Origin of the sequence: Calidifontimicrobium sp. SYSU G02091 (genome assembly GCF_022631395.1) — a bacterium.
GTDB classification, from domain to species: Bacteria; Pseudomonadota; Gammaproteobacteria; order Burkholderiales; family Burkholderiaceae_C; genus Calidifontimicrobium; species Calidifontimicrobium sediminis.
Genome location: NZ_JALBGB010000049.1, coordinates 1 through 12,931, shown reverse-complemented (window position 1 = coordinate 12,931; position 12,931 = coordinate 1). Strand labels below are relative to the sequence as shown.

12 protein-coding genes and 1 pseudogene are annotated in these 12,931 nt (G+C 74.9%); 9 read left to right on the top strand and 4 right to left on the bottom strand.

Translation table 11 applies throughout. From position 1 onward, the window contains the following. Positions 1 to 301: pseudogene (locus tag MOJ79_RS18105) on the bottom strand (hypothetical protein); the annotation flags it as partial. On the opposite strand from MOJ79_RS18105, the gene MOJ79_RS18100 reads away from it, so the two are divergent. Continuing rightward, positions 300 to 1,259 carry a fumarylacetoacetate hydrolase family protein gene (locus tag MOJ79_RS18100; RefSeq protein ID WP_241925413.1) on the top strand — a complete coding sequence of 320 codons (960 nt, stop codon included), beginning with the start codon at positions 300 to 302 and terminating at the stop codon, positions 1,257 to 1,259. The pseudogene MOJ79_RS18105 and the gene MOJ79_RS18100 sit on opposite strands and share 2 nt — an antisense overlap. Here the strand turns inward: MOJ79_RS18100 and MOJ79_RS18095 are convergent. Further along, positions 1,247 to 1,660 (bottom strand): VOC family protein, encoded by a 414-nt coding sequence (locus MOJ79_RS18095; RefSeq protein ID WP_241925412.1) that lies wholly within the window; start codon positions 1,658 to 1,660, stop codon positions 1,247 to 1,249. The genes MOJ79_RS18100 and MOJ79_RS18095 overlap by 13 nt on opposite strands. A 47-nt stretch (positions 1,661 to 1,707) precedes the next feature. Here MOJ79_RS18095 and MOJ79_RS18090 point away from each other — a divergent pair, with 47 nt between their 5' ends. Beyond that, positions 1,708 to 2,187, top strand: a complete 480-nt coding sequence (locus MOJ79_RS18090) for a retropepsin-like aspartic protease family protein (RefSeq protein WP_241925411.1) — start codon at positions 1,708 to 1,710, stop codon at positions 2,185 to 2,187. Here the strand turns inward: MOJ79_RS18090 and MOJ79_RS18085 are convergent, their stop codons facing one another. Continuing rightward, positions 2,188 to 4,482, bottom strand: a complete 2,295-nt coding sequence (locus tag MOJ79_RS18085; RefSeq protein WP_241925410.1) for an NADP-dependent malic enzyme — start codon at positions 4,480 to 4,482, stop codon at positions 2,188 to 2,190. 146 nt (positions 4,483 to 4,628) lie between these two features. Here MOJ79_RS18085 and MOJ79_RS18080 point away from each other — a divergent pair, with 146 nt between their 5' ends. From MOJ79_RS18080 to MOJ79_RS18070, 3 genes are read left to right on the top strand one after another with little or no spacing between them, the layout of a single operon-like run. Next, entirely contained in the window at positions 4,629 to 6,689 is a 2,061-nt protein-coding gene (locus MOJ79_RS18080; protein ID WP_241925409.1) for an ATP-binding protein, read from the top strand. Positions 6,690 to 6,713: 24 nt separating this feature from the next. Continuing rightward, complete coding sequence (locus MOJ79_RS18075; RefSeq protein ID WP_241925408.1) at positions 6,714 to 7,385, top strand: response regulator transcription factor; 672 nt, start codon at positions 6,714 to 6,716, stop codon at positions 7,383 to 7,385. Next, positions 7,354 to 8,496, top strand: a complete 1,143-nt coding sequence (locus tag MOJ79_RS18070) for an aspartyl protease family protein (RefSeq protein WP_241925407.1) — start codon at positions 7,354 to 7,356, stop codon at positions 8,494 to 8,496. The genes MOJ79_RS18075 and MOJ79_RS18070 overlap by 32 nt, the downstream gene beginning before the upstream one ends. A 40-nt stretch (positions 8,497 to 8,536) precedes the next feature. On the opposite strand, the gene MOJ79_RS18065 is transcribed toward MOJ79_RS18070, so the two are convergent. Further along, positions 8,537 to 10,162 (bottom strand): MFS transporter, encoded by a 1,626-nt coding sequence (locus tag MOJ79_RS18065; protein ID WP_241925406.1) that lies wholly within the window; start codon positions 10,160 to 10,162, stop codon positions 8,537 to 8,539. A gap of 64 nt (positions 10,163 to 10,226) precedes the next feature. Here MOJ79_RS18065 and thiL point away from each other — a divergent pair, with 64 nt between their 5' ends. From thiL to MOJ79_RS18045, 4 genes are all read left to right on the top strand, one after another. After that, positions 10,227 to 11,198: a thiamine-phosphate kinase gene (gene thiL / locus MOJ79_RS18060; protein ID WP_241925405.1), complete on the top strand. Its 972-nt coding sequence runs from the start codon at positions 10,227 to 10,229 to the stop codon at positions 11,196 to 11,198. Continuing rightward, complete coding sequence (locus MOJ79_RS18055; RefSeq protein WP_241925404.1) at positions 11,195 to 11,731, top strand: phosphatidylglycerophosphatase A family protein; 537 nt, start codon at positions 11,195 to 11,197, stop codon at positions 11,729 to 11,731. Before thiL ends, MOJ79_RS18055 begins: the two co-directional genes overlap by 4 nt. Further along, positions 11,731 to 12,219 carry a CinA family protein gene (locus MOJ79_RS18050; protein WP_241925403.1) on the top strand — a complete coding sequence of 163 codons (489 nt, stop codon included), beginning with the start codon at positions 11,731 to 11,733 and terminating at the stop codon, positions 12,217 to 12,219. Before MOJ79_RS18055 ends, MOJ79_RS18050 begins: the two co-directional genes overlap by 1 nt. Positions 12,220 to 12,340: 121 nt before the next feature. After that, on the top strand, positions 12,341 to 12,931 hold a 591-nt coding region (locus MOJ79_RS18045), incomplete at its 3' end, for a PhaM family polyhydroxyalkanoate granule multifunctional regulatory protein (protein ID WP_241925402.1).

Below are 12,931 nucleotides of genomic sequence, written 5' to 3'. Positions count from 1 at the left end.
GCCGTGGCACCGGGCGCTCGGCCACCGCCGGCAGCGCCGCGGCGACAGCCGGCACCGCGACGGCCGGCGTGTCCGACGGCGCACGCATCGCGCGCACTTCGAGCGTCGCGGGCGCCGTCGCCGCGGCGGATGCGCCGGCGTCGACGCGCGGCGCCACCGGCCAGCCCTGCAGCGCGCCGACGTGCAGCCCGAGCACGGCGGCCGCGACGGCGACGACCGCGCTGCGCCGCTGCCAGCGAGCGCGCGCGGCAGCGGCTCGGCCGGCGCCGACAATGGCGCGGTTGTCCGCAGGATCGATCATGAAGCTAGCCACCTACCACGACGGTTCGCGCGACGGCCAGTTGGTCGTCGTCTCGCGCGATCTCGCGCAAGCCCATTTTGCGACCGGCATCGCGACGCGCCTGCAGCAGGTGCTCGACGACTGGAACTTCGTCTCGCCGCAGCTCGAGGACCTGTACGCGACGCTCAACGGCGGCAAGGCGCGGCACGCGTTTCCTTTCGAGCCGCAGCGCTGCCTCGCGCCGCTGCCGCGCGCGCCGCAGTGGGTCGACGCGGCGGCGTACCCGAGCCACGTCGAGCGCCTGCGGCGCGCGCGCGGCGCCGAAGTCCCGGCCGACCTGCACGAGGTGCCGCGGCTCGAGCAGCGCGCCAGCGACGCGCTGCTGGGCCCGCGCGCGACGCCGCGCTTCGCCGACGCGGACGCGGGCATCGACTTCGAGGCGGGGCTGGCCGTCGTCACCGGCGACGTCGCCGCCGGCGCGACGCCGGCGCAGGCGCTCGACGGCGTGCGGCTCGTGCTGCTGTCGCTCGACTGGACACTGCGCCACGCGCCCCCCGGACTGCTGCCGCCGGCGGGCGCGTTCGCGCCGGTGGCCGTGACCCCCGACGAGCTCGGTGCGGCATGGGACGGCGGCCGCGTGCGACTCGGGATCCACGTCGACCTGAACGGCCGCCGTTTCGGCCGCGTTGACGCGGCCGCGGGCCTGGCGTTCGACTTCGGCCGCCTGATCGCGCAGGTCGCGCGCACGCGCGCGCTGCGCGCCGGCAGCATCGTCGGCGCCGGCGCCGCGAGCGTCGCCGACGCCGGTAGCGGATTCACCTGCCTGGCCGAGCAGCGCGCGCTCGAAGTGCTCGAGCACGGTGCGCCGCACACCGGCTACCTGCGCTTCGGCGACACGGTGCGCGTCGAGGTGCCCAGCGCCGACGGCGTCTCGGTGTTCGGCGCGATCGAGCAGACAGTGGCCGCCTACGTCGCGTAGACCGCGTCGAGCGAGCGGAAGCCCTTGACCTCGATCGGGTTGCCCGACGGGTCGCGGAAGAACATCGTCCACTGCTCGCCCGGCTGGCCCTCGAAGCGCACCTGCGGCGGCAGCACGAAGTCGACGCCGGCCGCCTCGAGCCGCCGCGCGAGCGCCTGCCAGTCGGGCAGTTCGAGCACGACGCCCAGGTGCGGCATCGGCACCCAGTGGTCGCCGACGCGGCCAGTGTCGGTCGTCGCGAACGGCGTGCCCAGGTGCAGCGACAGCTGGTGGCCGAAGAAGTCGAAGTCGACCCAGGTCGCGGTGCTGCGGCCTTCGCGGCAGCCGAGCACGCCGCCGTAGAAGGCGCGCGCGGCGTCGAGGTCGCTCACGTGGTAGGCGAGGTGGAACAGGCTGCGCATCGGTGGGGCTTTCGCGATCCGTGGCATTGTCGGGCCTGCACACCCCGATGAGAGATCTGCCCCACACGCTGAAGATCGCGACCGTCTGGCTCGTCGCCGGCACCCTGCTGTTCCTCGCCGTGCAGGCCTTCGACCGCCAGCAGCAGACCACGCGTTTCAGCGCCGGCGGCGACGTGATCGAGATCCGGCGCGGGCGCGACGGCCACTACCACTGGCCGGGCACGATCGACGGCGTCGCGGTCGACTTCCTCGTCGACACCGGCGCGACGCGCACGGCGATCCCGGCGCGGCTGGCGCGCCAGCTCGGGCTGCAGCCGGTCGGGCAGGTGCGCTCGCTGACCGCCGGCGGCCCGGTGACGGGCGACGTCGTCACGGTCGACGTCGTGCTCGACGGCGGCGTGCAGGCGCAGCGGCTGCGCGTCGTCGCGCTCGACGGTCTCGCCGACCGCCCGCTGCTGGGCATGGACGTGCTCGGGCGCCTGCAGTGGCGCCAGTCCGACGGCGTGCTGACGATCGAGCTGCGCTGATCAGCGCGCCGCGTTCGCGTCGGCCACCGTCAGCGCCGTCATGTTGACGACGCGGCGCACAGTGGCCGACGGCGTCAGGATGTGCACCGGCTTGGCCGCGCCGAGCAGCACCGGGCCGATCGCGATGCCGCCGCCGGCGGCCGTCTTCAGCAGGTTGTAGGCGATGTTGGCGGCGTCGATGTTCGGCAGCACGAGCAGGTTGGCCTCGCCGTGCAGCGTGCTGCGCGGCATCAGGTCCTGGCGGTACGCGGCGTCGAGCGCGGTGTCGCCGTGCATCTCGCCGTCGACCTCGAGCCACGGCGCGCGCTGCTGGACGAGCGCCAGCGCGTCGCGCATCTTGACCGCCGACGGCTGGTTGCTCGAGCCGAAGTTGGAGTGCGACAGCAGCGCGGCCTTCGGCACCAGCCCGAGGCGCTTCATCTCCTCGGCGGCGAGCACCGTGATCTCGGCGACCTGCGCCGCGTCGGGGTCGTAGTTGACGTGCGTGTCGACGAGGAACACCTGCCGCCCGGGCAGGATCAGGCCATTCATGCACGCGTAGGTGTTGACGCCCGGGCGGCGGCCGATGACCTGGTCGATGAAGGCCAGGTGCATGCCGGTGGTGCCCCAGGTGCCGCAGATCAGCCCGTCGACCTCGCCCTTGTGCAGCAGCATCGCGCCGATCAGCGTCAGGCGGCGGCGCATCTCGATCTTGGCCAGCTGCTGCGTGACGCCGCGGCGCTCCATCATGCGGTGGTAGGTCTGCCAGTAGTCGCGGTAGCGCGGGTCGTTCTCGACGTTGACGACGTCGTAGTCGCACCCCTGCTGCAGCCGCAGCCCGAAGCGCTCGATGCGCTGCGCGATCACCGCCGGGCGGCCGATCAGCGTCGGCCGCGCGAGGCCCTCGTCGACGACGATCTGCACCGCGCGCAGCACGCGCTCCTCCTCGCCCTCGGCGTAGGCCACGCGGTTGTGGCGCGCGCGCTTGGCGAGGTTGAAGATCGGCTTCATCGTCGTGCCCGACGCGTAGACGAAGCTCTGCAGCCGCTCGCGGTACGCCGCGAAGTCGACGATCGGGCGCGTGGCCACGCCCGATTCGGCGGCGGCCTGCGCCACCGCCGGCGCGATGCGGATCATCAGCCGCGGGTCGAACGGCTTGGGGATCAGGTACTCGGGGCCGAACGACAGCGTCGCGCCGGCGTACGCGGCGGCGACGACTTCACTCTGCTCGGCCTGCGCGAGCTCGGCGATCGCGTGCACCGCGGCGAGCTTCATCGCGTCGGTGATCGTCGTCGCGCCGCAGTCGAGCGCGCCGCGGAAGATGTACGGGAAGCACAGGACGTTGTTGACCTGGTTCGGGTAGTCGCTGCGCCCGGTGGCCATCACGGCGTCGTCGCGCACCGCCTTGACCTCCTCGGGCAGGATCTCGGGCGTCGGGTTCGCGAGCGCGAAGATCAGCGGGCGCGGCGCCATCTTGGCGACCATCTCGGGCTTGAGCACGCCGCCCGCCGACAGGCCGAGGAACACGTCGGCGCCGCCGATCACGTCGGCGAGCGTGCGTGCGTCGGTGTCCTGCGCGAACTCGGCCTTGTCGGGGTCCATCAGCTCGGTGCGCCCCCGGTAGACGACGCCGGCCAGGTCGGTGACCCACACGTGCTCGCGCTTGAGGCCCAGCTGCAGCAGCAGGTTCAGGCACGCCAGCGCCGCGGCGCCGGCGCCCGAGGCGACGAGCTTGATGTCCTCGATGCGCTTGCCGACGACTTTGAGCCCGTTGAGCATCGCCGCGCCGACGACGATCGCGGTGCCGTGCTGGTCGTCGTGGAACACGGGGATCTTCAGCCGCTCGCGCAGCTTGCGCTCGACGTAGAAGCAGTCGGGCGCCTTGATGTCCTCGAGGTTGATGCCGCCGAAGGTCGGCTCGAGCGCGGCGATCACGTCGACCAGCCGGTCGAGGTTCTTCTCCTGCAGCTCGAGGTCGAACACGTCGATGCCGGCGAACTTCTTGAACAGCACCGCCTTGCCTTCCATCACCGGCTTGGCTGCCAGCGGGCCGATGTCGCCGAGGCCGAGCACGGCGGTGCCGTTGGTGACGACGGCCACAAGGTTGCCGCGCGCCGTGTAGCGGAACGCGTGCGCCGGGTCGGCGGCGATCTCTTCGCACGCGAACGCGACGCCGGGCGAGTACGCGAGCGCGAGCTCGCTCTGGTTCGTCAGGCTCTTGGTCGGCGCGATCGCCAGCTTGCCCGGCGTCGGGAACTCGTGGTACTCGAGCGCGGCGCGGCGCAGTTCGGCGCGGGGTTGGTCCTTCGAGGTCATGGCGCGTGTCCCGGCGGCGGCCCGGGGACATCGATGCAAGGGGCACCGATTCTAGGAGCCGGGGCGCGGCGCGCAGCGGGCGGGGCGATGCATGGCGCGGCGCGCGCCGGCCGCCGCGGGCGCGATACTGCCGGCCCTGCCCGCCGATGACGCCCGCCGCCGCTGACGCCCCCGAACGCCGCCGCGTCGCGCGGCGCGCGCTGCCGTGGGCGCTGCTCGTCGTGCTGCTCGTCGTCGCGCAGTCGCTGCTCGTCATGCTGACGCTGCGCCACGAGGAGACGCGCGCACAGGACGAGGCCGAGGCGGTCGCCGCCGAGGCGTCGGCCGCGCTGCGCGGCGAGCTGCTGCGCACGCTGCAGAGTCTGCAGTCGCTGCTGTGGAACGACCCGTCACCGGCGGCGTGGCGGTTCGACGCCGCCGAGATGTTGCGCGCGCGGCGCGACGTGCTGCGCATCGAGCGCCGCGACGCCGCGATGGCCGTCACCGCCGAGATCGACTCGCCGTACGGCACGCCGCTGTTCGCGACGCTGCCACGCGCGCAGATGAGCGCCGAGGCCGACGCCGCGTGCCGCGCGGCGCGCCGCACCGCGGCGCCGCACTTCTCGCGCAGCTATTTCGTGCCGCTGCCCGGCGGTCTCGGGCTCGAGGTGATCGACGTGTGCGTGCCGATCGGCGGCGGCGCGGCCGGCACCGACGCGGTGATGGTGGCGACGCTGTCGCTGGCCGGCGTGCTCGAGCGCGCGCTCGGCGCCGAGGCGCTGCGCCGGCACGAGGTCACCCTCGTCGAAGGCGACGGCACGCGGCTGGCGCGCGCCGGCAGCCAGCGCGGCGCCGGGGTGTACCGCGCCGAGCGCATCGTCGACCTGCCGGGCACGACGCTGCAGCTGCGCGCCGACGGCGTCGAGGGCCACCCACGCCTGATCCCGAACCTGACGCTGGCGCTGGTGCTCGGCCTGTCGGCGGCGCTGTTCGCGCTCGTGCTGCTGCTCGCACGCGACGTGCGCCGGCGTGCGCAGGCCGAGGCGGCACTCGCGGAGGCGCTGGCGTTTCGCAAGGCGATGGAAGACTCGCTGTCGACCGGCCTGCGCGCGCGCGACCTCGCCGGGCGCATCACCTACGTCAACCCGGCGTTCTGCCAGATGGTGGGCTTCAGCGCCGACGAGCTGCGCGCCGCGGCGACGCCACCGTACTGGCCACCCGAGCACGCGGCGACGTACGCGCAGCGGCAATCGACGCGGCTGGCGTCGCTGCAGACGGTCGCCGACACCCGCGAGGGCTACGAGACCGTCTTCATGCGCAAGAACGGCGAGCGCTTCCCGGTGATGATCTACGAGGCGCCGCTCGTCGACGGCAGCGGCCGCCACACCGGCTGGATGAGCGCGGTGCTCGACATGAGCGCGCAGCGCCGCGTCGAGGACCTGTCGCGCCAGCAGCAGGAGCGGCTGCAGGCGGCAGCGCGGCTGGCCACGGTGGGCGAGATGGCATCGCTGCTCGGCCACGAGCTGAACCAGCCGCTGGCGGCGATCGCCAGCTATGCCAGCGGCTCGCTGAACCTGCTCGAGCACCCCGACGACGAGACGCCCGGGCTGCTGCGCCAGGCGCTGGCGCGCATCGCCGAGCAGGCCGAGCGCGCCGGGCGCGTGATCAAGAGCGTGCACGACTTCGTGCGCCGGCGCGAGCAGGCGCACGAGCCGATCCGCGCCGACCAGCTGCTCGACGCGGTGCTGCCGCTGGTGCGGCTGCAGGCGCGCAAGAGCGGCACGCGCGTCGACGTCGAACTGCCGCAGCCGGTGCCGCGCGTGCGCTGCGACCGCACGATGATCGAGCAGGTGCTGCTGAACCTGACGCGCAACGGCATCCAGGCGATGGAGCACGACACGCCGCCCGCGCAGCGCGTGCTGACGCTGCGCGTGCACGCGGCGCAGGGGCGCCGCGTCGCGTTCTCGGTGACCGATGCCGGCCCCGGCATCGCGCCCGACGTCGCGCAACGCCTGTTCACGCCGTTCTTCACGACGCGCCGCGAAGGCATGGGCCTGGGGCTGAGCCTGTGCCGCACCGTGATCGAGCAGCACGGCGGCGCGCTCGACTTCGACACGCGCACCGCCGCCGACGCCGGCGGCGGCACCGGCACGACGTTTCGCTTCACGCTGCCGCTGGACACCGCGCCGGCGCGCGCCGACACGCCGGCGCAGACCGTCGAGGAATAGCCGGCGCTGTCCCATACTCACGGCATGACGCCCGCTGCCGCACCGATCGTCTACCTCGTCGACGACGAGGACGTCGTGCGCGACGCGCTGGCGTGGCTGCTGCGCTCGCGCCGGCTGCTGTCGGAGGGCCACGCGAGCGCCGAGGCGTTCGAAGCGATGCTCGACGCGCTGCCGCCGGCCGTGCGTGCCGACTGGCCGCGTGCGCCGTCGTGCCTGGTGCTCGACGTGCGCATGCCGGGCACCAGCGGGCTGGCGCTGTTCGAGCGCCTCGTCGAGCGCGGCCTCACGGACCGGCTGCCGGTGATCTTCCTCACCGGCCACGGCGACGTGCCCACCGCGGTGGCCGCCGTCAAGCGCGGCGCGTTCGACTTCGTCGAGAAGCCGTTCTCCGACAACGCGCTCGTCGACCGCATCGAACAGGCGCTGGCCGCCAGCGCGGCGGCGATCGCCGCGCGCGCGCGCCAGCGCGCGGTGGCCGACGCGGTGGCCGAGCTGACCGAACGCGAGCGCGACGTGATGCGCCTCGTCGTCGCCGGACGGCCGAACAAGCTGATCGCCGACGCGCTCGACATCAGCGTGCGCACGGTCGAGGTGCACCGCGCGCGGGTGTTCGAGAAGATGCGCGTCAAGTCGGCGGTCGAACTCGCCAACCTGCTGCGCGACCATGGGCTGGCGCCCGAGCCCGAGGCGCACTGACCGCGGCGTGCGTGCCCGGCGACGTTGGCGCGCCGCGCTGGCCGCGCTGCTCGTCGCGGCGGGCGTCGCCCGCGCGCACGACAGCGGCCCGGTGCCGCTCGAGCGGCTGTACACCAGCGACGTCGGCGTGCTGTTCACGGTGGCCGTCGAGGTCGGCGGCGAGCGCGGCCGCTGGGTCGTCGACACCGGGGCGAGCCGGCACCTCGTGACCCCGGCGTTCGCACGGCGCCTGGGTCTGCGCGAACTCGGCCGCAGCGGTGCCGACACCGCCTTCGGCACGCTGCATGGGCCCGAGGTCGCACTGCCGCCGCTGCGGCTCGGGCAGCGGCGTCTCGACGGGCAGCGCGCCCTCGTCGTCGACGTGCCGGCCCTCGCCGGACCCGCGACGGCAGGCATCGACGGCGTGCTGGGTGCGCCCGCACTGCTCGACGGCGCGCTCGAGATGGACCTCGCGGCCTCCGTGCTGCGCACGCGTGCCGACGCGCCCGCCGGCTGCGATGCCCCGCGCGCCGCGTTGCCCCTCGAGCTGCGACGCGGCCTGCCGGTCGTCGCGCTGCGCGTCGAGCGGCACATCGCGTTCGCACTGGTCGACACCGGCTACGCCGGGGCGCTCGCGCAGATCGACGGCGAGCGGCCCGCCGCGCGCGCCGGCGACGTCGCGCTCGGACCGCTCGTGCGCCGCGAGGTGCCGGTGATGGCGCTGCGCGCCCCGGCGCTGCGAGCGGCGCTGGCCGGTGACGCGCGCCGGGGCGATGTCACGGCGCTGGCCGGTGCCGCGCTGCTCGACGGTGCGGCACTGCGGCTGAGCCCGCGCGACGGTGTGCTGTGTGTCGCCCCCGACGAACGCACGCTGAGCGGCGGCTTCGGCTTCGGCCTGGGCGCCGATGCCAACGGCCTGTTCGTCGATGCGGTGTCGGACGGCAGTGCGGCGGCGCTGGCCGGCCTGCGCGAGGGCGACCGGGTGCGACAGTGGAACGGCGCCGCGCCGACGACGGTGGCCGACGCATGGGCCGCCGTGCACGGGCTGGACACGATGACGCTCGTCGTCGAACGCCACGGTGCCGCGATCGCGCGCGTGCTGCGGCGCGCGCACCCTGCACCGCCGCCTTGACGGCGGCTGCGCGCCGGATGGCGCCGCCGACATCGCGCAGTCAGTCCGCGTCGACCGCCTCGGCGAGGCTGCGCGTGACCACCGGCGGCGTCGGCCCGCGGTGCAGCGCGTTGCGGCGCTCGCGCAGCGCGAGGTCGGCCGCCGTCATGCGGTCGAAGCGGCGCAGGTGCTCGACCCACGACTCGTCGACGAAATACTCGACGTAGCGCCCGGGCTGCGCCGCGTCGCGGAACAGCCACCAGCTGAGCACGCCCTGGCGCAGCCGCGCGCGGCGCGTGTCGCGCATCACCGCGCGGAAGGCGGCCTCGTCGGCGGGGTCGATCAGGTACTCGATGCTGACCAGCACCGGCCCCTCGTGCGGGTCGCGCGGGCCGGCCAGCGGCGGCGGCGCGAGCGGCGCCGGCGTCAGGTCCTCGCCCTCGCGCGCCTCGATGCTCAGCCGCCGCGTCGCGAGCACGATCGCCAGGCCGGTGGCCGCCGACAGCAGCAGCGCGCTGCGCAGGCTCGTCCAGTGCGCGACCTGGCCCCACAGCGCCGCGCCGACGGCCGCACCGCCCATCAGCGCCATCTGGTAGATCGACATGCCGCGCGCGCGCACCCAGTCGGGCAGCGCGAACTGCGCCGACAGCGTCAGCGAGTTGGCCACCGAGATCCACGCCATCCCGGCCACCAGCATGCCCGGCGCGGCGACCCACACCGTCGGCGCGAGCGCGACGGTGCTCATCGCCGCGACCTGCAGCAGCGAGCCCCAGCGCAGCATCTGGTCGTAGCTCAGCCGCCGGCGCAGCCCCTGCATCTGCGCGGCAGCGAACACGGCGCCGGCACCCATGCACGCGAGCAGCAGCGTGAAGCTGCCGGCGCCACCACCCTCGAGACCCTGCGCGACCAGCGGCAGCAGCGCGAGCAGCGCGGTCGACTGCATGAAGAACAGCGCCACGCGCAGCAGCACGACGTGCATGCGCTGGCTCTGGCGCACGTACTGCAGCCCGACGCGGATCGCGCCGACGAAGCGCTCGGCCGGCAGCGCCTTGGCCTGCACCTCGCGCTTCCAGCGCCAGATCGCGAGCGCCGCGCCGACCGACAGCACCGCGTTGAGCACGAACACCCACACCGTGCCGGCGCCGGCGATGATCGCGCCGGCGGCCACCGGGCCGATGATGCGCGACGCGTTCATCGCGATGCCGTTGAGCGCCAGTGCCGGCGACAGCTGCGCCTTCGGCACGACCTCGGGCACCAGCGCGGCGAACACCGGCCAGCGCATCGCCAGCCCGATGCCGTTGAGGAAGGTCAGCGCGAGCAGCAGCGGCGGCGTCATCGCGCCGGCCAGCAGCACCAGGCACACCAGCGTGGCCACCGCGGCGACCCACACCTGCGTGACCATCAGGTAGCGCCGGCGGTCGACGATGTCGGCCAGCGCGCCGCTGGCCAGCCCGAGCAGGAACACCGGCAAGGTGGAAGCCGTCTGCACCAGCGCGACCCAGCCCGGCGTGCCGGCGAGCTGCGTCATCAGCCACGCGGCGGCGACGTCGTTCATCCACATGCACGCGTTGGCGGTGACCCACACCAGCCACAGCATGCGAAACACCGGCAGCGCCAGCGGCGACCACGCCGTCACGCGCGGCGCCGCGTCGGCCTGCGGGGGCGGCGCGTCGCTCGGAGTCGTCATGCGCGCACGTTAGCACCGCGGTGCACGGCGCGAGACCCGCGGCGACGGCAGCGACAATGCCGCGATGGCCCTCGGCGAGTTCGACCTCATCGCGAAGTACTTCAGCCGCCCGGCGCGGCGCTCGCCGCTGGGCGTGGGCGACGACTGCGCGCTGCTCGCGCCGGCGCCGGGCATGCAGCTTGCGGTATCGAGCGACCTGCTCGTCGAGGGGCGGCACTTCCTGTCCACCGTCGCGCCCGAGCGCCTGGGCCACAAGGCGCTGGCCGTCAACCTGAGCGACCTCGCCGCGTGCGGCGCGCAGCCGCTGGCGTTCACGCTGGCCCTGTCGATGCCGCGCGTCGACGAGGCCTTCCTCGACGGCTTCGCGCGCGGGCTGTACGCGCTGGCCGACGCGCACGGCGTCGAGCTCGTCGGCGGCGACACGACCGCCGGGCCGCTGGCGATCTGCATCACCGTCTTCGGCGAGGTGCCGGCCGGCCGGGCGCTGCTGCGCAGCGGCGCGCGCGCCGGCGACGACCTGTGGGTCAGCCACCCGCCGGGCGGCGGTCTCGGCGACGCGCGGCTCGCGCTCGAGATGTTCCGCGGCACCGTGGCGGTGACGCCCGACTTCGAGCGCCTGCGCCTCGCGATGGAGTGTCCGCAGCCGCGCGTGGCGCTCGGCGTCGCGCTGCGCGGCGTGGCCACCAGCGCGATCGACCTCAGCGACGGGCTCGTCGGCGACCTCGGGCACCTGCGCGAGCGCTCGCGCGTCGGCGCCGTCGTCGACGTCGACGCGCTGCCGCGCAGCGCCGCGCTGGCCGCGCAGCCGCGCGCGCGCCAGCTCGAGTGCATGGTCTCGGGCGGCGACGACTACGAGCTGCTGTTCACCGCGCCGAGCGCGCAGCGCGACGCGGTGCACGCCGCCGGCGCGGCTGCCGGCGTCGGCGTCGCGCGCATCGGGCGCATCGTCGAGGAGCCCGGGCTGCGGCTCGTCGACGCGCGCGGCGAACCGGTGCGCGGCGGCTTCGCCGCGTTCGACCACTTCGCGACGCCATGACGGCCGACGCGATCGCCGCGCCGCCGCGCCGCGCGAGCGCCGCCTTCATGCTCGGGCACCCGGCACGCTGGATCGCGCTGGGCTTCGGCAGCGGGCTGTCGCCCTGGGCGCCGGGCACCGTGGGCACGCTGTGGGCGTGGCTCGCGTTCCTGTGGCTCGACCGCTGGCTCGACGACGCTGGCTGGGCCGTCGCGCTGCTTGTCGCGTTCGCGGTCGGCTGGTGGGCCTGCACGCGCACCGCGCGCGACCTGGGCAGCGCCGACCCGAGCGCGATCGTGTGGGACGAGGTCGTCGCGTTCTGGATCGTGCTGTGGCTCGTGACGCCGGCGGGCTTCTGGGGCCAGGCGGTGGCGTTCGCGCTGTTCCGCTTATTCGACGCCGCCAAGTGGGGGCCGGTGCGCTGGGCCGACCGCGCGTTCAAGGGCGCCCGCGGCGAGCCGCCCGGCTGGGCACAGGGCTTCGGCATCCTGTTCGACGACCTCGTCGCGGCGCTGTGCACGCTGCTCGTCGTCGCGCTCGCGCGCTGGCTCTGATGCTCGACCTCGCCGCCGTCGAGCCGCTGGTGCAGCCGCTGGCCGCGGCGCTGACGGCGCGCGGGCGGCGGCTGGCGACGGCCGAGAGCTGCACCGGCGGGCTGATCGCCGCCGCTTGCACTGCGCTGGCCGGCTCGAGCCTGTGGTTCGAGCGCGGTTTCGTGACCTACAGCAACGAGGCCAAGACCGAGCTGCTCGGCGTGCCGACGTCGCTGATCGCCGCGCACGGCGCCGTCAGCGAGGAGGTCGCGCGCGCGATGGCCGCCGGCGCGCTCGCGCGCTCGCACGCCGACATCGCCGTCGCCGTCACCGGCATCGCCGGCCCCGGCGGCGCGACGCCGGGCAAGCCGGTGGGCCTCGTGTGGCTCGCGTGGTCCACGCGCGACGGCACGGCCGGCGCGCACCGGCTGCAGCTGCCCGGCGACCGCGCCGCGGTGCGCGCCGCCACGGTGGCCGAGGCGCTGCGGCAGGCGCTCGCGCTCGCCTGAGCGACGCGCCGCGTTGCCGCACCGCGGCGTGCCCGCCGGGGGGCTGGCGGGCACAATGCCTGGAGCGCACACACGTCGACACACGCATCACACCCGCCACACCCGCGAGGAGGCCGCAGGCATGGACGACCGCAGCGAAGGCGCCGACTTCACGAAGCTGGTGCCCGGCTTCGACTTCCTGCAGACGCTGGTCAAGACGGCCGGCGCGACGGTGCCCAGCGTCGGCCAGTGGGTCGCGCCGACGCTGGACCCCGACGAGATCGACAAGCGCATCGGCGAGCTGCGCACCGTGCAGTTCTGGCTCGAGCAGAACGCGCGCCTGCTGGCCTCGACGATCCAGGCGCTCGAGGTGCAGCGCATGACGCTGTCGACGCTGAAGACGATGAACGTGCAGATCGCCGACCTGCGCGAGGCGCTGACGATCCGCAGGCCCGAGACCGCCGCGCCGGCGGCGGGCGAGCCGAAGGCCGCCGAGGCCGCGGCGAGCGCGCCGCCTGCCCCCAAGCCGGCGCGCAAGCGCACGCCACGCCCGGCCGCCGGCGCCGAGGCCCCCGCGCCGGCCGCGGTCGACCCGATGCAGTGGTGGCGCGCGCTGACGCGACAGTTCACCGAGATCGCGACCCAGGCTCTGCGCGACACCCAGGCCGCGGCGGTGACGCCTCCCGCCCCGCCGCCGGCGGCCGCGGCCGGCGCCGATGCCGCCGGCGCGCCG

Bases quoted from the DNA above. Each gene is read 5' to 3' on its own strand.
- MOJ79_RS18100 (WP_241925413.1), top strand. From the start codon at position 300: ATGAAGCTAGCCACCTACCACGACGGTTCGCGCGACGGCCAGTTGGTC.
- MOJ79_RS18095 (WP_241925412.1), bottom strand. From the start codon at position 1,660: ATGCGCAGCCTGTTCCACCTCGCCTACCACGTGAGCGACCTCGACGCC.
- MOJ79_RS18090 (WP_241925411.1), top strand. From the start codon at position 1,708: ATGAGAGATCTGCCCCACACGCTGAAGATCGCGACCGTCTGGCTCGTC.
- MOJ79_RS18085 (WP_241925410.1), bottom strand. From the start codon at position 4,482: ATGACCTCGAAGGACCAACCCCGCGCCGAACTGCGCCGCGCCGCGCTC.
- MOJ79_RS18080 (WP_241925409.1), top strand. From the start codon at position 4,629: ATGACGCCCGCCGCCGCTGACGCCCCCGAACGCCGCCGCGTCGCGCGG.
- MOJ79_RS18075 (WP_241925408.1), top strand. From the start codon at position 6,714: ATGACGCCCGCTGCCGCACCGATCGTCTACCTCGTCGACGACGAGGAC.
- MOJ79_RS18070 (WP_241925407.1), top strand. From the start codon at position 7,354: ATGGGCTGGCGCCCGAGCCCGAGGCGCACTGACCGCGGCGTGCGTGCC.
- MOJ79_RS18065 (WP_241925406.1), bottom strand. From the start codon at position 10,162: ATGACGACTCCGAGCGACGCGCCGCCCCCGCAGGCCGACGCGGCGCCG.
- thiL (WP_241925405.1), top strand. From the start codon at position 10,227: ATGGCCCTCGGCGAGTTCGACCTCATCGCGAAGTACTTCAGCCGCCCG.
- MOJ79_RS18055 (WP_241925404.1), top strand. From the start codon at position 11,195: ATGACGGCCGACGCGATCGCCGCGCCGCCGCGCCGCGCGAGCGCCGCC.
- MOJ79_RS18050 (WP_241925403.1), top strand. From the start codon at position 11,731: ATGCTCGACCTCGCCGCCGTCGAGCCGCTGGTGCAGCCGCTGGCCGCG.